The following is a 17694-nucleotide window of genomic DNA, read 5'->3' on the forward strand; positions in this document are numbered from 1 at the left end:
CCGCAAAGCGCGGCGGGGCTATAGCTCAGTTGGTTAGAGCGCATCCCTGATAAGGATGAGGCCACAGGTTCAAATCCTGTTAGCCCCACAGTATCGATCGACCCGGACGGTTACTCCGTCCGGGTCGATTTCGTTTGTCAGGGGAAGACAAGGGCGCGGCGGGGGTTTGAAACTCGTACAGGTCACCGATCGGTATCGGTCGATGTGTAGAGTGGGCGTCAGAAGTCTCCTACGTCAACGAAAGACGAGGTCGCGCGGTGAAGAAGCTTCTCCTGGTCGCACTGGCCGCCATCGGCGGGCTCCTCGTGTACCGCCAGATCCAGGCGGATCGCGCCGAGCAGGATCTGTGGACGGAGGCGACCGACTCCGTGCCCGCAGGTTCGGGTGTCTGAGACGAAGACCGTATGTGGGTGAAGCCCCGGCCGCGCGTGAGCGGGCCGGGGCTTTGCTTTGCCTGAGCGAACAATTGGCTTGCTTGAGTAAAGGGGAGAAGCGCGTGAAGACGCAGGCCGGCATCGGACGCATCGGCGGCCGGAGGGCGGGGGCCCTGATCGCGGCGGTCGCGGCAGTGGGCGCGGTGACGGCGCTGCCGGTCCAGGCACGGGCGGCCGACGGGGGCGCGCTCCCGCCGTACGCCTTCGACAGCGCGGCCCAGCCCGTCGAGGGAGCCGCTTCCAGCTCGGACGCCGTGGCGCTGAAGACCGGGCAGGCCTACCGGGACACGCTCAAGAAGGACGGCAAGGTCTACTACCGCGTCGACCTCGACGACAAGCTCAACAGCTACGTCTCCGTCGTCGCCGTGCCGAAGCCCGGGGGCAAGGTCGAGTACGGCGACGGCTTCAAGGTGAGCATGCAGGACGGTTCAGGGACCGACTGCGGCTATCAGCAGGTGTCGTTCTCCTCTGCCGAGTACGCGCGCCCGCTCGCCGGCTACGCCCGCCGCATCATCGACCCGGACAGCTCCAGCTGCCAGAAGGCGGGCGCCTTCTACGTGCTCGTCGAGCGCACGTCGAAGCCGACCTCGGCCCCGGAGGACTGGGAGCTGGAGATCCGGCACCTGTCCGAGCCCGGCCTGAAGAAGGCCGGCCCGACCGAGCTCCCCGAGGCCTGGTCGTCGGCCACGCCCCCGCCGCCGACGGGCGGCCCGCAGAAGCGCCAGGGCGGCGCCGGCTTCCACCACGCCGTCTCGCTGACGCAGGGTGAGTGGCGGTCCGACATCCGGCCCGGTCAGACGCTCTTCTACCGGGTGCCCGTCGACTGGGGTCAGCAGCTCTTCGCCACCGCGGAGCTCGGCAGCAGCGCCGCCGGGAAGGAGTACATCGGCAACGCGCTGGTGCTCTCCCTCGACAACCCCGCGCTCGGTCACGTCGACGAGAGCAGCGGGAGCTACGACGGGAAGCCCGCGACGCTGGCGCTCGACCCGCAGCGGCCGGTCGCGCACGAGAACCGCTCCTCGTACAACGACGCCACGAACGGCATGCGGTTCGCCGGCTGGTACTACCTGTCGGCCACGCTGAGCCCCAAGGTCGCCGAGGAGTACGGGGACGAGCCGGTACCGCTGACGTTGCGCGTGAACGTCACGGGGAACGCGAGGCCCGGACCCGGGTACGACGGGGACCCGGGTCCGTTCACGGTGACCGCCGACGACAAGGAGGCGGCGGCGAACGGCGCGAGCGGCAGCGAGGCGGCCGAGGACAGCAGCTCCATGCAGCTCGTCGCGGTGGCCGGGATCGGCACCGGGAGCGTGCTGCTGCTCGGGCTCGGCGCGTGGACGCTGATGGCGCGACGGCGGGCCGCTTAGGGAGGCTTGGGGCCGCTCGGGCTCGCTTGGGGCCGCTCGGGGACCGCGTACGGCTCGCTTGGGGCCCGCCTGGGACGCTCAGGTCTGGGTGAGGGCCCAGAAGCCGACCGCGAAGCAGATCAGGGCGAGCAGCAGGACCGGGACCGTCACCTTCGGGGGCGGTCCCGGTCGGCGTACGGGGGCCGGGGGCGCGGGCTGCGGGCTGTGCGCCGGTGCACCGTGCTGATCGGGAACCTGAACGGGGTGAGCGGTGTATGGATGAGTAGGGGCCGGTCCGTACGGCGCCGCGGCCGTGGGGGCCTGGTCGAAGGAGGGGGTCGGGTGCGTGACCGGCGGGGGCAGGTGGAAGCTGCCCGTCTCGGAGGGGTTCGGCGCGGGCGCGTACGCCGGAGCCGCCGCCTGCACGGGCTGCTGGGGCTGGTACTGGCCCTGTGCGGGGTGCTGTTGGGGCGGTACGGGCGCGGTGGGCCCGGCGGACGGCGTCGGTGCGGCGTCGGTGACCGTGGCGGCGCCGTGCGCGAGGGAGGCGCTGGGGATGGCGGGGATGCCGGGGGCTCCGGGACCCGCGGATCCTGCGGGACCGGTCGGGCCGGTCGGGCCGGTCGGGCCGGTCGGAGCCGTCGGACCCGTCGGGCCGAAGCCGGCCGGCAGGGGGCCGATCTGGTCGAAGATCTCGACCGGCGGCTCGTCGGGACGCGGCTCGGGCAGCATCTCGACGGCGGCGTCCAGTGCCTTGCGCGCGCCCGTGGCCGTCCTGAAGCGGGCCTGCGGGTCGGGCTGCAGGAGTCCGGCGAGCACCTGCCACAGCGGCTCCGGAATGCCCTCGGGGGCGCTCGGCGTGCCGTACGTGAGGAAGTGCGAGACGAGAGCCTGGGAGTCCGGGGTGCGGCCCTGGAGCAGATAGAGCGCGACCAGGCCGACGGCGAACAGGTCGGCGGTGAAGTCCGGCTCGGAACCGAGGAGTTGCTCGGGAGCGAAGTAACCGGGCGTGCCGATCACGTAGTTGGACTCGGTGAGCCGGGGCTCGCCCTTGCGCATGGAGATGCCGAAATCGGACAGCCGCAGGTGCGGCCGTCCGGTTCCGGTGACGTCCAGGAGGATGTTGGCCGGCTTGATGTCCCGGTGGACGACGCCCTCGGCGTGCACCGTGGCCAGACCCGAGAGGAGCTGGTCGAGCAGGGTGCAGACGAAGCGGGGCGGCAGCGGGCCGTAGTCCCCGACGACGTGCGCCAGGGAGCCGCCGGCGACCAGGTCCATGGTGAAGAGGACCTTGTCGTCGTCGGCGGCCCAACTGGCCGGGGCGAGGACGTGCGGATGGTCGATCCGCATCGCCTGCTCGCGGACGAAGCGGAGCAGCGTGTGGGCGTCGCTCTGCTGAAGCACCTTGGCCGCCACGTACCGGCGGCGCCGGTGGTCCCAGGCGCGCCACACGGCGCCCGCCCCGCCCCGTCCGATCGGGTCGATCAGCTCGTACCGGCCAGCGAAGACCTCACCCATCGCGCTGCGCCCGCTCCCCGTCGTGTCGTGTCTTCCCGGTACCGGCGAGCGCCGGTACCGCGTCAGTTCTGGTGCGACTCGTAGTGCGCGACGGCGTCCGCCGTGCGCCCCGCGCCGTACACCCGGAGGAACTCTGCCAGTTCCGGGTGGGCCGGGGCGAGGGAGTCGGCCGCGTCGATGATGTCGCCCGCGGCCGCCACGGACCGCAGCAGGGACTGGATCTCGCGGACCACGCGGCGCACGGTCGGCGCTCCGGAGCCGGTGGCGGTCTGGGCGGTGCTGGTGAGGACGGAGCCGCCCTGCGACTTCTTGACCTCGTCCATCCGGTCGGTGGCCTCGGCGGCGCTGACGCTGCCGTCGGCGACCTGGACGGCGAGCTCCTGGAGGGCCTGGACGCGTTGGACGACGGCCGGGTTGCCGATCTTGGCCCGCTGGCCGCTCATCAACTGGGACAGCATGGGCGCGGAGAGCCCGAGCACGGCCGCGAGCCTGGCCTGATTGAGCCCGAGATCGTCGATCAGCCGACGGAAGAGCGCCCCCAACGGCTCCCCGTACCAACTGCGCTGAAGCTCTCTGGCTCTTGCCGTGGCTTCCTGCTGCGCTGCGTCCATTACTTCTCCCCATCCCTTAAGTTCGCCACTGCGAACCTCGGTCAGCATCTTACGGAGAGTGGTCGTGGACCGGGAGTCCCTATCCTTTTGCCGGACATGGGGGGAGACCCGGTACGCTGTTCTCGTTCCGGGGCCTTAGCTCAGTTGGTAGAGCGCTGTCTTTGCATGGCAGATGTCAGGGGTTCGACTCCCCTAGGCTCCACAAAACGCACCCCCTTGATCTGCGGAAACGCGATCAAGGGGGTGTTTTCGTGCGCTGGGGCCGGGCCGGGAGGCGGCCACTGGTCCGTACGGGTGGTGTTCATCGGAAGAACTGCGCGGCGGCGGCGTCGCTCCAAGGAATCGCGAGCCGCATCCACATCATGTGGAAAGTACGTAAAACGCGCAAACCGAAATGAACCATCCGAGAACGTCACGAAAGTGAGGGATCATGGCCACCGCCAAGGTCAAGCAGTTCTGGACCGCCTTCATCTCCGTCCTCTTCGCCCTGCTCGCCTCCGTCGGCCTGGCGAGCACCGCCGCCGCGGCCCAGCAGCCCGCCGTGCAGCAGCCCGAGGAGCCGGCCGGCTCCGCTGCCGCCGCCGCTGCCTCGCACTCCACCACCGGGGAGCGGGCCCTCGCCTCCGTGCCGGCACAGCGGACGCACCGGTGGCCGCTCGCCGGTGACCGTTCCCTGCCGCCCACGATCAAGCAGCGCATCGGCGCCGAGGCGCACGGCTCGTCCCCCTCGGTACGCCACCGTCACGCGGGTGGCGCGGCCGAGAGCGACCCGGCCGCGCTGACGGAACTGGCGCTCGCCGCGACCGCGCCGTCGACGGCCGCGTAGGACGCGGGGAGCGGATGTACGCGCACTTTCCGCGCCCCGAAGAACCGCGCCCCGAAGAACCGCGTCCCGAAGAACCGCGTCCCGAAGAACCGCGTCCCGAAGAACCGCGTCCCGAAGAACCGCGTCCCGAAGAACCGCGTCCCGAAGAACCTTCCTCCGGACCGGACCGCAGTGATCAGCGACGCTCGTCGCGCTCCTCGGCCTCGATCTCCGCGTCCGACCTGATCTCGTCCTCCGTCTCCTTGTACTCCACCTCCGGATCGATGAAGCCCCCACTGCCGTCGACGGACGACAGCGTGGAACCCTCGTCCACCTCGGTGGGAGCCGGCGGCTCGACCAGCCAGTCGGGATTGGCCTGCTTGTCCCACCACTTCCAGGCGGCGAAAGCGCCGCCGGCCACCAAGCCGAGGACCACGAGTCCCTTGGCGAGGCGTCCGGCCCTGGCCCGCCGCTCGTGCTTCCTCACGATCTTCTGAATTTCCTTCGGCGTCACCTGTCCGCGCAAGGCGGCCCAGGCGGCGGTGGAACGCGACCCGGCCTCCTCAAGGACGGGACCGGTCGCGGCGACCGCGTGCTCGACCCGCGGAACGGTGTAGTCGGCCGCCTGACGGGCGGCTGAGCGGGTCATGTCCGCCGCGCGATGCGCGGCCGCGTCGACCCGTGGTGGCACGTGCGGAGCGACATGCGAGGCGTACTGCGCCCGCGCCTGTACTCGGGCCTTTCGAGCGGCCCTTGAGACCTTCGGCGCGATGCGCACCCGCGCCTCGTGCGCGTAGTGCGTGGCCTGGTCCCTGGCCGTTTCGGCGTACGGCGCCACCACTTCCGCGGCGTGCAGGACGCTCTCCTTCGCCGAATCTGACGCGGCGCGCACGCTGTCCATGCGGGTCACGGGATTCCTCCTCCTCGGTGGCGACGATGTCGGTTTTTCACCTTTCCATCCTTTTCGGAATCATGCCCGTCAGACCGAGGTACGGCATGCGGGGCGGGCATCCGGGGCATCCGGGGCGGTGATCCGCAGGCGTGCGAGGCGGCGATCCACGGCATGCCGGGTGGTGATCCGGGGCATGCGAGGATCGGTCACACCAGAGACAACAGGCGTGACATGACGCGACACGACGTGGATGGAAGGCGACCGTGGCCGAGCAGTTGTACGCGATCCTCAAGACCAGCCTGGGCGACATCGAGGTCCGGCTGATGCCGTTCCACGCCCCGAAGACGGTGCGCAACTTCGTCGAACTCGCCACCGGCGAGCGAGAGTGGACGCACCCCGCCACCGGCAAGGTCTCCTCGGACCCGCTCTACGACGGCACGGTCTTCCACCGGGTCATCAAGGGCTTCATGATCCAGGGCGGCGACCCGCTGGGGAACGGCACGGGCGGACCCGGCTACGAGTTCGCCGATGAGTTCCACCCGGAGCTCTTCTTCGACCGTCCATACCTGCTGGCCATGGCCAACGCCGGCCCGGGCACCAACGGCTCGCAGTTCTTCGTCACCGTCGGCGCCGCGACCTGGCTGAACCGCAAGCACACCATCTTCGGCGAGGTCGCGGGCCAGGAGAGCCGGAAGGTCGTGGACGCGATCGCGGCGGTCGCGACCGACCCGCACACCGAGCGTCCGGTCCAGGACGTGGTGATCGAGTCCGTGGTGATCGAGAAGCGCTGAGCGGAAGAGATGGAGACGGAAGGGAAGGAACCTCTCGTGGACCCGCGTTCCGGTCGCTGCTACCGCCACCCGGAGGCCGAGGCGGGCGTCCGCTGCACCCGCTGCGAGAAGCCCATCTGCCCGCAGTGCATGATCTCCGCCTCGGTCGGCTTCCAGTGCCCGGACTGCGTGCGCAACGGTTCGGGGACCGGCCACGCCGCCGGCGCCAACCAGCCCCGGACGCTCGCGGGCGGCAGGGTGGCGACCGACGGCCACCTCGTCACCAAGATCCTGATCGGGATCAACCTCGCGGTCTACCTCCTGGTGCTGGTGCTCGGTGACCGGTTCGTCGACGAGCTCGTCCTCATCGGCTACGCCTACAGCCCGGCCCTCGGCGAGGTGGTCGGGGTCGCGGACGGCGAGTGGTACCGGCTGCTGACCTCGACCGTCCTCCACCAGGCGGTCTGGCACATCCTCTTCAACGTGCTGGGGCTGTGGGTGATCGGCGGGATCGTCGAACCCGAGCTCGGCCGGATCCGGTACGCGGCCCTGTGCCTGCTCTCCGGTCTCTCCGGCTCCGTGCTCGCCTATCTCGTCGCCTCGCAGGCCCAGCCCTCGCTGGGCGCCTCCGGCGTCGTCTACGGCCTGATCGGCGCCTGGGTCGTCCTGGCCCGCCGCAAGCGGCACGACATGCGGCCGGTGATCCTCTTCGTGGCGCTGTCGCTGCTCATGACCTTCACCCGGCCGGGGATCTCCTGGGAGGCCCACGTCGGCGGTCTGGTCGCGGGAGTCCTGGTGACGTACGCACTGGTCCACGCGCCGAGGGCGCGCAGGGACCTCGTGCAGTACGGGGCCTGTGGAGTGCTGCTCCTGCTCGACGTGGGGCTGGTACTCGCCCGATCCGCTGCGCTCACCTGAGCGCGGGGGCTTGTGGACGAGCTTCTTTCCGAGCTTTCCCCAGAGTTATCCACAGTGTGTGGCGGATCGCTCGTCCGCTCGGGGGAAAGACTGCACCCCTCGCCTCTGACCTGGTGTTTCTCCAGGGAGGCGAGGGGTGTTTCGCGTCCTGCCGCGAGCGATCGCGTTCAGTGAGCGGTCATACCGGCGTCAATCTCGTGCAAGTTATCCACAGATCTTCGTAAGTTATCCAGTGCTGTGTACAACGCTGTGGATAAGTTCAGGGGAGAGCTTGACGAGCCGCCGGGCCAGCCGATAAATCGCGGGCCGCTTCGCCGCGCGCTACCGGGCTACCGGGCTACTTCCACTGTGTGGAGACGCCGAAGCCCGCCGCGATGAAGCCGAAGCCCACCACGATGTTGAAATTGCCGATCGACTTGACCGGCATCGAACCGTCGGTGACGTAGAAGACCACGATCCACACCAGCCCGATGGCGAACAACGCCAGCATCACAGGGGCCACCCAGCTGTGGTTCGTCAGCTTGATGTTGGTGGCCTGCTTGGCAGGCGTAGGCGTGAAGTCGGCCTTCTTGCGGATGCGTGACTTCGGCACGAGGGACTCTCCTGTCGATGCGCTGCGTGACCGCGCAGGGAACTGTGGCTGGCGCCGGGATGTGACGTAGGAGGAAGACTGCGTCCCCCGGGCGTCCGTTAGCGTAGTGGTTCCGCGGCACCGAAGGGGATCAGGATACGTTGAGCAATTTCGCCGACGCTCCCGTAGGGCCGGGCCGCACCGCGAGGTGGCGCCCCGTCCGGGTGCTCACCCTTGCCGTTTTCGCCCTCGCCGGACTGATCTTCGTCACGAGTTTCAACACCGCCAAGGGCACCAACATCCGCACGGACGCCTCGCTCCTCAGGCTCTCCGACCTGATCGAGGAACGCAGCCACAAGAACGCCGGGCTCGACGAGTCCACCGCCGCCCTCCGCACGCAGGTCGACGGCCTCGCCTCCCGCGACGACGGTTCCACCCGTGCGGAGGACGCGAGACTCGACGCCCTCGAAGCGACCGCGGGGACCACGGAGGTCTCCGGCTCCGGCCTCACCGTCACCCTCGACGACGCCCCGCCGAACGCCCAGGCCGCCCCGGGCTACCCCGAACCGCAGGCCAACGACCTCGTCATCCACCAGCAGGACCTCCAGGCCGTGGTCAACGCCCTGTGGCAGGGCGGCGCCGAAGGCATCCGCGTCATGGACCAGCGGCTCATCTCCACCAGCGCCGTGCGCTGCGTCGGCAACACCCTGATCCTCCAGGGCCGCGTCTACTCGCCCCCGTACAAGATCACGGCCGTCGGTGACCGCGGGAAGCTGAGCAAGGCGCTCAACAACTCCCCGGCCCTCCAGAACTACCAGCTGTACGTGAAGGCCTACGGGCTCGGCTGGAAAGTCGACGACCACAGAGCGGTGACTCTTCCCGGCTACTCGGGCACAGTGGACCTCCACTACGCGAAGCCGGTGAGCTGACCGGAGGGACTCTGGGGAGGGGCGCGTGGGCGGCGTGCGGCTCGTCGTGCGGAGCTTCAGCGAGCTGTGCCTGACCGTCGGCACCCTGATCGTCCTCTTCGTCGTCCACGTCCTGTACTGGACCGGTGTCCAGGCCGAGAGCGCGAGCGCCGGCCAGATCGACACCCTCCAGCGGGAGTGGGCGGACACCCCGGTCGCGCCGGCACCCGCACCGGCACCGGCCCCCGATCAGGCCCCCGATCCGGCCCCGGACCCGGCTTCCGCCCCCAAGGCGCGGCCCTACGCCCCCGGCAAGGGGTTCGCCGTCATGTACGTCCCCCGGCTCGGCAAGGACTGGAAGTGGCCCGTCCTCGAAGGCACCGGCCCGAACGTCCTGAAGAAGGGCCTCGGGCACTACGCGGCCACCACCCGGCTCGGCGCGACCGGCAACTTCGCCGTCGCCGGCCACCGCCGCACCTACGGCGACCCGTTCAAGGACTTCCCGAAGCTGCGCACCGGCGACGCGGTCGTCCTCACCGACGGGACGACCTGGTTCACGTACCGGATCGACCGCGGCCCCTACCGGACCGTGCCCACCGACGTCGGGGTCGTCGCCCCCGTACCGAAGAAGTCGGGGTTCGACGGGCCCGGCCGCTATCTCACCCTCACCACCTGCGAGCCCGAGTGGGGCAGCAGCCACCGGCTGATCGTCTGGGCCCACCTCGACGCCGCCCAGCCGGTGACCGACGGTCGTCCACAGGCTTTGGGCAGCTGACCCCCCACGGGCCCCTCGCCCCGTACTCTGGTCCCCGTAACGAACGGAAGGGGCGGTCGACGTCATGTACGGCTGGATCTGGAGGCATCTGCCGGGCAACGCGTGGGTGCGGGCACTGATCTCGATCGTGCTGGTGCTCGCGGTCGTCTACGCCCTCTTCCAGTACGTGTTCCCCTGGGCGGAGCCCCTGCTTCCGTTCAACGATGTGACGGTGGACGGCCAGTGAGCGCGCGCATTCTCGTCGTCGACAACTACGACAGCTTCGTCTTCAACCTCGTTCAGTACCTCTACCAGCTCGGTGCCGAGTGCGAGGTCCTCCGCAACGACGAGGTCGAGCTCAGCCATGCCCAGGACGGATTCGACGGCGTCCTGCTGTCACCCGGGCCCGGCGCGCCCGAGCAGGCCGGGGTCTGCATCGACATGGTCCGCCACTGCGCCGACACCGGCGTGCCCGTCTTCGGCGTCTGCCTCGGCATGCAGTCGATGGCCGTGGCGTACGGCGGCGTCGTCGACCGCGCGCCCGAGCTGCTGCACGGCAAGACCTCCCTCGTCACGCACGAGGGCAAGGGCGTCTTCGCCGGCCTTCCCTCGCCCTTCACCGCGACCCGCTACCACTCGCTGGCCGCGGAGCCCGCCGCCCTGCCGGCCGAGCTCGAGGTCACCGCGCGGACCGAGGACGGCATCATCATGGGGCTGCGCCACCGCGAACTGCCCGTCGAAGGCGTCCAGTTCCACCCCGAGTCGGTCCTCACCGAGCACGGCCACCTGATGCTCGCCAACTGGCTGGAGCGGTGCGGCGACAAGGGGGCGGTCGGTCGGTCGGCGGGGCTCGCGCCGGTGGTGGGCAAGGCCGTCGCGTGACGACGGGCTCGCCTTGGTTCCGGGACACAGGAGGCCCGGGACCCGAGCCGATACCCGTGGACCCGTACGGGCCCGGGGCGCAGCCGCCGTACGAGCAGTCTTACGAGCCGGTGCTCGAACCGTCCTACGAGCCGACGCGCGAAGCGTCGTACGAGCCTGCTCATGAGCCCGCGTACGAGCCTTACGAGGCTCCGCACGAGCCCGCGTATGAGGCGGCTCCGCACGAGCCCGCGTACGAGACGTACGAGGCGGCTCCGCACAGCTCCCGGCCGGTCTCGTACGAGACCCAGCCCGCCTATGAGGCCCCGCCCGTCCACGAGGCCCCGCCCGTCCACGAGGCCCCACAAGAGCCCGTCTACGCGGCGTACGCGACGGATGAGGCCTCACAGGCCCCGGGAGCCCCACGGGACGAGACAGTGGCTCTACGGGCCGTGGAGACGCCTCCGGGGCCCGGGCGGGCCGAGCGGCGCCGCGCGGCCAAGGGCGGCGGCCGGGGCAAGGGCCGAGGAAGCACCACGGCAACTCCCGCAGCCACCGGGACCGGTGGGACCGGCGTGACGACGACCGAGGGCGAAACCCGGCCCCTCTCCCGCGTCGAGGCCCGCCGTGCCGCCCGCGCCGCCAAGGACAGCGTCGGCGTCGTCGCCAGCCGGGTCATCGGCGAACTCTTCATCACCTTCGGCGTCGTCATGCTGCTCTTCGTCACCTACCAGCTGTGGTGGACGAACGTCCTCGCCGGTCAGGAGACCGACCGCGCCAAGGAACAGATCGAGGACACCTGGGCCAAGGACGGCGACAAGGAGGACGACAAGCCGGAGGCCTTCGAGCCCGGCCAGGGCTTCGCCATCATGTACATCCCCAAGCTCGACGTCGTCGTGCCCATCGCCGAGGGCATCAACAAGACCAAGGTCCTCGACAAGGGCATGGTCGGCCACTACGCCGAAGGCAAGCTCAAGACGGCCATGCCGTCCGACAAGCAGGGCAACTTCGCGGTCGCCGGACACCGCAACACCCACGGCGAACCGTTCCGGTACGTCAACCAGCTCAGGCCGGGCGATCCGATCGTCGTCGAGACCCAGGACGCGTACTACACCTACGAGATGGCGAGCATCCTGCCCCAGACCGCGCCGTCGAACGTCTCGGTGATCGACCCGGTCCCGAAGGGCTCCGGCTTCACGAAGCCCGGCCGGTACATCACGCTGACCACGTGCACGCCCGAGTTCACGAGCACGTACCGCATGATCGTCTGGGGCAAGCTGGTCGAGGAACGCCCGCGCAGCAAGGGAAAGCCCGAGGCACTCGTAGGCTGAGACCCGACACCTCCGGACGGGACGACGGGACGACCTAGTGGCACGCGCGCGTAACCGGATCGCCGGGATCATCAGCGTCTTCGGCGAACTCCTCATCACAGCGGGCCTGGTGCTCGGCCTCTTCGTCGTCTACTCGCTGTGGTGGACGAACGTCCTCGCCGACCGCGCGGCCGACCAGGACGGCGCCCAGGTCCGCGACGGCTGGGCCGACAGCCCCGGCGCCCTCGACACCAAGGACGGCATCGGCTTCCTGCACGTGCCGGCGATGAGTGGCGACGAGGTCCTGGTCAAGCGGGGCACCACCAGCGGCATCCTCAACAACGGCGTCGCCGGCTACTACACCGAACCGGTCAAGTCCGCCCTCCCGCAGGACGACAAGGGCAACTTCACGCTCGCCGCGCACCGCGACGGCCACGGCGCGAAGTTCCACAACATTCACAAGCTGAAGACCGGCGACGCGATCGTCTTCGAGTCCAAGGACACCTGGTACGTCTACAAGGTCTACAAGACGCTGCCGGAGACCACGAAGTACAACGTCGACGTCCTCCAGCCCGTCCCGAAGGAATCCGGCAAGACCAAGCCGGGCCGCTACATCACGCTGACGACCTGCACCCCGATGTACACCTCGGACTACCGGTACATCGTCTGGGGCGAGCTGGAACGCACGGAGAAGGTCGACCGCGACCGCACCCCTCCGGCGGAGCTGCGCGCGAACTGAACCGACCGAGCCCCGGCATCCGATGGATGCCGGGGCTCGGTCGTGTGTACGGGTGCGGGCACGGGGCGCGGGTACGGATGCGGCCCCGTCAGGCGCTGTCAGGCGCTGTCAGGCGCTGTCAGCCGAAGAAGCCGCCGCCGTCGGTCCCGCCCTGGTCGCCGTCCTGGCCGCCCGGGTTGCCGCCCTGATCGCCTCCGTTGCCGCCCACGGTGAGGACGTTGACCGGAGTGCCGGGGTTGACCATCGACCCCGGCGCCGGGGTCGAGGTGACCACCGTGGCGTCGCCCTTGTCGGAGCCCTGCTGGACCACCGGCAGGCCCAAGGCCTCAAGCTGCGCCTTGACGTCCTTGAACGGCTTGCCGCCGATGTCCGCGGGGATCTGGACCTGGGTCACCTGCGGGCCCTTGGAGACCTTCAGCGTGATCTGGACGTCCTTCGGCTGGTCCGTGCCGCCCTGCGGGGTCATGTCGACGACCGTGCCCGCCGGCTGGTCGTTGTCCACATCCTCGCGGGTCACCTTGGTGAAACCGACGGCGCTCAGCTGCTGGACGGCCTGGTCGTAGGTCCGGCCCTTCTGGTCGGGAAGCTCGGACAGCAACTGCTTCGCGACGGTGATCGTCACCTCGGAGTTCTTCTCCGCCTTGGTGCCGGCGTCCGGGTTCGTGCGCAGGACCGTGCCCGGGTCCTCCTCGGACTCCTCCTGCTCGACCTTGACCTTGAAGCCCTTGTCCTTCAGGGTCTGCTCGGCCCGCTCCTGGGATTGCTCGATGACGTCCGGGACCTCCTGGAGGGGGGAGCCCTCGGAGACCCACACCTGGATCGTGCCGCCGGTGTCCATCTTCGCGGTGTTGTCCGCGACCGGGGTCTGACGGCAGACGGCGCCCTTGGGCTCGTCGCAGCGCTCGGTGCCGGCCTGGACCGCCTTCACCTGGGCGTTCGTCGCGAGATCCTCCGCCGTCTTCAGCGGCTGACCGACGAGCTGGGGGACCGTGACCTGCTGCGGCCCCTCCTTCTGGTCCATCAGCGAGACACCGATGAAGATCGCGCCGACGAGCACCAGGATGCCCGCGAGGACCAGCAGGATCGTCGAGGTGTTCGACTTCTTCTGGCCACCACCGCGGCGCCGGTCCGGACGGTCGTCGTAGCCGTAGCCACCGTCGTCCCCGTTGACCGGCGGCATCATCGACGTCTGACCGGCCGGGTCGGCCTGACGCAGGGCGGTGGTCGGCTGGTCCTCCGGGTAGCCGCCGTAACCCCCGCCGTACGCGGGCGCGCCCGCCATGCCCATGCCCATGCCCATCGCGGCAGCCGCGGCGACCGGCTGACCGTCGAGGCAGGCCTCGATGTCCGCGCGCATCTCGTCCGCCGACTGGTAGCGGTAGTCGGGGTCCTTGACCAGCGCCTTCAGGACGATGGCGTCCATCGACGGCGTGATCTCGGGGTCGAAGTTGCTTGGCGGCTGCGGCTCCTCACGGACGTGCTGGTACGCGACCGCGACCGGCGAGTCGCCCACGAAAGGCGGCCGGACGGTCAGCAGCTCGTACAGCAGGCAGCCCGTGGAGTACAGGTCGGACCGGGCGTCGACCTGCTCGCCCTTGGCCTGCTCCGGGGAGAGGTACTGGGCGGTGCCGATCACCGCGGCGGTCTGCGTCATGGTCATGCCCGCGTCGCCCATGGCGCGCGCGATGCCGAAGTCCATGACCTTGACCTGGCCGTTGCGCGTCAGCATGACGTTCGCCGGCTTGATGTCGCGGTGCACGATGCCGGCGCGGTGCGAGTACTCGAGCGCCTGGAGGATGCCGACCGTCATCTCGAGGGTGCGCTCGGGCAGCAGCTTGCGCCCCGAGTGCAGCAGCTCGCGCAGGGTCGACCCGTCGACGTACTCCATCACGATGTACGGGATGGAGACCCCGTCGACGTAGTCCTCGCCGGTGTCGTAGACCGCGACGATCGCCGGGTGGTTCAGCGAGGCGGCGGACTGTGCCTCACGGCGGAACCGGGCCTGGAAGGACGGATCGCGGGCCAGGTCGGCCCGCAGCGTCTTCACGGCGACGGTGCGGCCGAGCCGGGTGTCCTGGGCGATGTACACCTCGGCCATGCCACCACGGCCGAGCACCGAGCCCAGCTCGTACCGGCCGCCGAGGCGACGCGGCTCTTCCATAGCTAATCCAGCCCTCTCCGTCTGTCCCGACCGCACCCATGGGTGGTCCGGCGGTGTGTGCTGTTCGCGCATACGCTACCGGCCCCGGGAAGACGTTCAGCCCGGGGCCGGTAGCTGATACCTGACCGGTACCTGCGTCGTACCGTCTCGCTGCTCGGTGCCGTTCCTCGTACCGCTCCGGGATCAGCCCCGGCTCTTGAGGACCGCCTTCATGACGTCCTTCGCGATCGGGGCGGCCAGGCCGCCACCGCTGATGTCCTCGCGGTCGGTGCCCGCGGAGTCCTCGACGATCACGGCCACCGCCACCGGGGAGCCCTGGTCCGTCTTGGCATACGAGATGAACCAGGCGTACGGGCGCTTCGCGTTCCTCTCGCCGTGCTGGGCCGTACCCGTCTTGCCGCCGACCTTGACGCCGTCCATGTGCAGGTCGGCCTTGCCGCCGGTGCCCTTCGTGACGACGTTCTCCATCATCTGCTGGAGCAGCTGGGCGTTCTTCTGCGAGACCGGCTGGCTCATCTCCTCCGGCTCGTTCTGCTTGATGACGTCCAGGTTCGGCGCGACCAGCTTGTCGATCATGTACGGCTTCATCAGCTTGCCGTCGTTGGCGATCGCCGCCGTGACCATCGCCATCTGGAGCGGGGTGGTCGCGGTGTTGAACTGGCCGATGGAGGAGAGCGCGTTGCCGCCGCGGTCCATCTTCTTGTCGTAGACGGAGGCGGCGGAGCGGACCGGGGTGAACTGCTCGGCGTTGAAACCGAACTTCTCGGCCATCTCGACCATCTTGTCGCGGCCGACGTCGTCACCGAGCTTCGCGAAGACCGAGTTGCAGGAGACTTCGAGCGCCAGGGTGAGGCTGGCGTCGGCGCAGCCGCCGGAGTGGTTCTTCATCACCTTCGTGGAGAGCGGGATCTTCCAGCCCTCGGGGGTGTCGGTCGCCGCGTTGATGTCGGTGACCTTGCCGCTCTCCAGCGCCGCGGCGGCGGTGACGACCTTGAAGACGGAGCCGGGGGGGTAGATCTCGCGCAGCGCGCGGTTCTGCATCGGCTTGCTCTTGGATTCGTTCAGCGCGACCCAGGCCTTCTCGTCGTTGCTTCCGGCGATGGAGGCCGGGTCGTACGACGGGGTGGAGGCGAGGGCCAGGATCTTGCCGGTGGACGGCTCGATCGCGACGACGGCACCGGTGTTCTTCCCCAGGCCCTCGAAGGCGGCCTTCTGCGCGGCGCCGTTGAGGGTGGTGACGACGTCGCCGCCCTTCTTCTTGTCGCCGGTGAACATGGCGAGCGTGCGGTCGAAGAAGAGCCGGTCGTCGTTGCCGGTGAGGATGCCGTCCTCGATCTTCTCGATCTGGTTGGCGTCGTACACCTGCGAGGCGTAGCCGGTGACGGGGGCCCACATGGGGCCGTTCACATAGGTGCGCTTGTACTTGTAGTAGTTGCCGCCGGAGTCGACGGAGCCGGTGATGGGCTTGCCGTCGACGACGATGTTGCCGCGCTCGCTCGCGTACCGCTCGATCCGGACGCGGGTGTTGTCGGGGTGTGAGTTCAGCTCGTCGGCGCGGACGAACTGCACCCAGTTGTCCCGCACGAGCAGGGCGAAGATGAGCAGGCCACAAAAGATCGCGACCCGCCGCAGCGGCTTGTTCACGGACGGACCACCTGGGTCATCTCGGCGTCGGGGGACGGGGCGGGCGCGGGCGCGGGACGGCGCGCGGTGTCGCTGATCCGGATCAGGATGCCGATCAGGGCCCAGTTGGCGATCACGGAGGAACCGCCGTACGCGAGGAACGGCATGGTCATACCGGTGAGCGGAATGAGGCCCATCACGCCGCCGGCGACGACGAAGACCTGGAGCGCGAAGGCGCCGGAGAGGCCCATCGCGAGGAGCTTGCCGAAGGGGTCACGGGCGGCGAGGGCGGTGCGGACACCCCGCTCGACGATCAGGCCGTAGATGAGCAGGAAGACCATCACGCCCGCGAGCCCGAGTTCCTCGCCGACGGTGGCGAAGATGAAGTCGGAGTTGGCGGCGAAGCCGATGAGGTCGGAGTTGCCCTGCCCGAGGCCGGTGCCGAGGATGCCGCCCGAGCCGAAGGACATCAGCACTTCGGTCATCTGGTCACAGGCGTAGGCCATGTTGCTGTTCGGCGGTGCCGTCTTCAGGCACTCGAACGGGTCGAGCCAGGCCGCCACACGGGACTGCACGTGGCTGGCGAAGGAGCTCACGGCGACCGCGCCGCCCGCCGCCATCAGGAGACCCATGACGATCCAGCTGGTCCGCTCCGTCGCCACGTACAGCATGATCACGAACATGCCGAAGAAGAGCAGCGAGGTGCCGAGGTCGTTCTCGAAGACCAGGATGAGGAGGCTGACGGCCCAGATCGTGAGGATCGGGCCGAGGTCGCGGCCACGGGGCAGGTAGAGCCCCATGAAGCGGCGGCTGGCGAGCGCCAGGGCGTCCCGCTTCACCATCAGATAGCCGGAGAAGAACACCGCGAGGACCAGCTTGGCGAACTCGCCGGGCTGGATCGAGAAGCCACCGACGTTGATCCAGATCTTGGCGCCGAAGACGTCCGCGCCGAGGCCGGGGACGAGCGGCAGCAACAGCAGGACCAGGGACACCACCATGGAGATGTACGTGTAGCGCTGGAGGACGCGGTGGTCCTTCAGGAGCAGCAGTACGCCCACGAACATGGCGATGCCGATCGCCGAGTACATCATCTGGCTCGGCGCGTCCGGGCTGAAACTGTTGTACAGCCGCATCGAGGTGGCGATCAGCCGCGGCGACTGGTCAAGACGCCAGATCAGCACCAGGCCCATGCCGTTGAGCAGGGTCGCGAGGGGCAGCAGCAACGGGTCCGCGTACGGGGCCCACTTCCGGACCACGAGGTGCGCGACGCCTGCGAGCAGGGCGAGACCGAGCCCGTACCCGGCCATGCCGGCCGGGACCGTGCCGTCGATGGCCAGGCCCACGTTGAGGTACGCGAACACCGGGATGACGACGGCGAACGCGAGCAGCGCCAGCTCGGTGTTGCGGCGGCTCGGCGCCTCGATCGCGCCGATGGTGGTCGTGTTGGTGACAACGCTCATGGTGGTGAAAGGC

Annotated in this window: 18 protein-coding genes, 2 tRNA genes and 1 pseudogene; 13 read left to right on the forward strand and 8 right to left on the reverse strand. The window is 69.4% G+C overall.

The features are described from left to right. Window positions 1-14 precede the first annotated feature (14 nt). From ACWFR1_RS08645 to ACWFR1_RS08655, 3 genes are all read left to right on the forward strand, one after another. Window positions 15-88: transfer RNA gene (locus ACWFR1_RS08645), tRNA-Ile, on the forward strand. Between the two features lie 169 nt (window positions 89-257). Next, complete coding sequence (locus ACWFR1_RS08650; protein WP_003958712.1) at window positions 258-392, forward strand: DLW-39 family protein; 135 nt, start codon at window positions 258-260, stop codon at window positions 390-392. Window positions 393-496: 104 nt separating this feature from the next. Then, entirely contained in the window at window positions 497-1801 is a 1305-nt protein-coding gene (locus tag ACWFR1_RS08655; protein WP_453548074.1) for a hypothetical protein, read from the forward strand. Window positions 1802-1879: 78 nt separating this feature from the next. On the opposite strand, the gene ACWFR1_RS08660 is transcribed toward ACWFR1_RS08655, so the two are convergent. After that, on the reverse strand, window positions 1880-3298 hold the full coding sequence (locus ACWFR1_RS08660) for a protein kinase domain-containing protein (RefSeq protein ID WP_453548076.1): 1419 nt from the start codon (window positions 3296-3298) through the stop codon (window positions 1880-1882). Between the two features lie 62 nt (window positions 3299-3360). Next, on the reverse strand, window positions 3361-3909 hold the full coding sequence (locus ACWFR1_RS08665) for a helix-turn-helix domain-containing protein (protein ID WP_150268275.1): 549 nt from the start codon (window positions 3907-3909) through the stop codon (window positions 3361-3363). A gap of 129 nt (window positions 3910-4038) precedes the next feature. On the opposite strand from ACWFR1_RS08665, the gene ACWFR1_RS08670 reads away from it, so the two are divergent. Next, window positions 4039-4111: transfer RNA gene (locus ACWFR1_RS08670), tRNA-Ala, on the forward strand. A 228-nt stretch (window positions 4112-4339) separates the two neighbouring features. Further along, entirely contained in the window at window positions 4340-4735 is a 396-nt protein-coding gene (locus tag ACWFR1_RS08675) for a DUF6344 domain-containing protein (protein ID WP_453548079.1), read from the forward strand. 45 nt (window positions 4736-4780) lie between these two features. On the opposite strand, the pseudogene ACWFR1_RS08680 reads toward ACWFR1_RS08675, so the two are convergent. Together ACWFR1_RS08680 and ACWFR1_RS08685 are read right to left on the reverse strand one after the other, a co-directional pair. Then, window positions 4781-5011 (reverse strand): annotated as a pseudogene (locus ACWFR1_RS08680) (pentapeptide repeat-containing protein); the annotation flags it as partial. Next, window positions 4911-5624 carry a DUF5324 family protein gene (locus ACWFR1_RS08685; RefSeq protein WP_453548081.1) on the reverse strand — a complete coding sequence of 238 codons (714 nt, stop codon included), beginning with the start codon at window positions 5622-5624 and terminating at the stop codon, window positions 4911-4913. The gene ACWFR1_RS08685 and the pseudogene ACWFR1_RS08680, both read right to left, overlap by 101 nt. A 245-nt stretch (window positions 5625-5869) precedes the next feature. Between ACWFR1_RS08685 and ACWFR1_RS08690 the strand changes: the two genes are divergently transcribed. Both ACWFR1_RS08690 and ACWFR1_RS08695 read left to right on the forward strand, forming a co-directional pair. Next, window positions 5870-6397 (forward strand): peptidylprolyl isomerase, encoded by a 528-nt coding sequence (locus ACWFR1_RS08690; protein ID WP_453548084.1) that lies wholly within the window; start codon window positions 5870-5872, stop codon window positions 6395-6397. A gap of 9 nt (window positions 6398-6406) precedes the next feature. Then, window positions 6407-7294 (forward strand): rhomboid family intramembrane serine protease, encoded by an 888-nt coding sequence (locus ACWFR1_RS08695; RefSeq protein WP_453548086.1) that lies wholly within the window; start codon window positions 6407-6409, stop codon window positions 7292-7294. A gap of 337 nt (window positions 7295-7631) precedes the next feature. Here ACWFR1_RS08695 and crgA read toward each other — a convergent pair whose 3' ends face one another. Beyond that, window positions 7632-7886: a cell division protein CrgA gene (gene crgA / locus ACWFR1_RS08700; RefSeq protein WP_453548088.1), complete on the reverse strand. Its 255-nt coding sequence runs from the start codon at window positions 7884-7886 to the stop codon at window positions 7632-7634. A 140-nt stretch (window positions 7887-8026) separates the two neighbouring features. On the opposite strand from crgA, the gene ACWFR1_RS08705 reads away from it, so the two are divergent. The 6 genes from ACWFR1_RS08705 to ACWFR1_RS08730 all read left to right on the forward strand — a co-directional run bounded on the left by ACWFR1_RS08705 (window position 8027) and on the right by ACWFR1_RS08730 (window position 12437). Further along, window positions 8027-8794, forward strand: a complete 768-nt coding sequence (locus tag ACWFR1_RS08705; protein ID WP_453548090.1) for a DUF881 domain-containing protein — start codon at window positions 8027-8029, stop codon at window positions 8792-8794. 34 nt (window positions 8795-8828) lie between these two features. Next, window positions 8829-9548: a class E sortase gene (locus ACWFR1_RS08710; protein WP_453548217.1), complete on the forward strand. Its 720-nt coding sequence runs from the start codon at window positions 8829-8831 to the stop codon at window positions 9546-9548. A 64-nt stretch (window positions 9549-9612) separates the two neighbouring features. Beyond that, window positions 9613-9774: a hypothetical protein gene (locus ACWFR1_RS08715; RefSeq protein WP_024760376.1), complete on the forward strand. Its 162-nt coding sequence runs from the start codon at window positions 9613-9615 to the stop codon at window positions 9772-9774. Continuing rightward, a complete protein-coding gene (locus tag ACWFR1_RS08720) occupies window positions 9771-10409 on the forward strand; it encodes an aminodeoxychorismate/anthranilate synthase component II (protein WP_317597151.1) in 639 nt (212 codons plus the stop codon). Before ACWFR1_RS08715 ends, ACWFR1_RS08720 begins: the two co-directional genes overlap by 4 nt. Window positions 10410-10465: 56 nt before the next feature. Then, a complete protein-coding gene (locus ACWFR1_RS08725) occupies window positions 10466-11719 on the forward strand; it encodes a class E sortase (RefSeq protein ID WP_453548093.1) in 1254 nt (417 codons plus the stop codon). Between the two features lie 37 nt (window positions 11720-11756). Then, on the forward strand, window positions 11757-12437 hold the full coding sequence (locus tag ACWFR1_RS08730) for a class E sortase (RefSeq protein WP_453548096.1): 681 nt from the start codon (window positions 11757-11759) through the stop codon (window positions 12435-12437). A gap of 118 nt (window positions 12438-12555) precedes the next feature. Here ACWFR1_RS08730 and pknB read toward each other — a convergent pair whose 3' ends face one another. The 3 genes from pknB to ACWFR1_RS08745 all read right to left on the reverse strand — a co-directional run bounded on the left by pknB (window position 12556) and on the right by ACWFR1_RS08745 (window position 17681). Next, entirely contained in the window at window positions 12556-14598 is a 2043-nt protein-coding gene (gene pknB / locus ACWFR1_RS08735; protein WP_453548099.1) for a Stk1 family PASTA domain-containing Ser/Thr kinase, read from the reverse strand. 183 nt (window positions 14599-14781) lie between these two features. Then, window positions 14782-16242 (reverse strand): peptidoglycan D,D-transpeptidase FtsI family protein, encoded by a 1461-nt coding sequence (locus ACWFR1_RS08740; protein ID WP_453548101.1) that lies wholly within the window; start codon window positions 16240-16242, stop codon window positions 14782-14784. Further along, window positions 16239-17681 (reverse strand): FtsW/RodA/SpoVE family cell cycle protein, encoded by a 1443-nt coding sequence (locus ACWFR1_RS08745; protein WP_453548103.1) that lies wholly within the window; start codon window positions 17679-17681, stop codon window positions 16239-16241. Before ACWFR1_RS08745 ends, ACWFR1_RS08740 begins: the two co-directional genes overlap by 4 nt. Between the last annotated feature and the right edge of the window lie 13 nt (window positions 17682-17694).

It is taken from the genome of Streptomyces sp. NPDC055103, assembly GCF_053607625.1.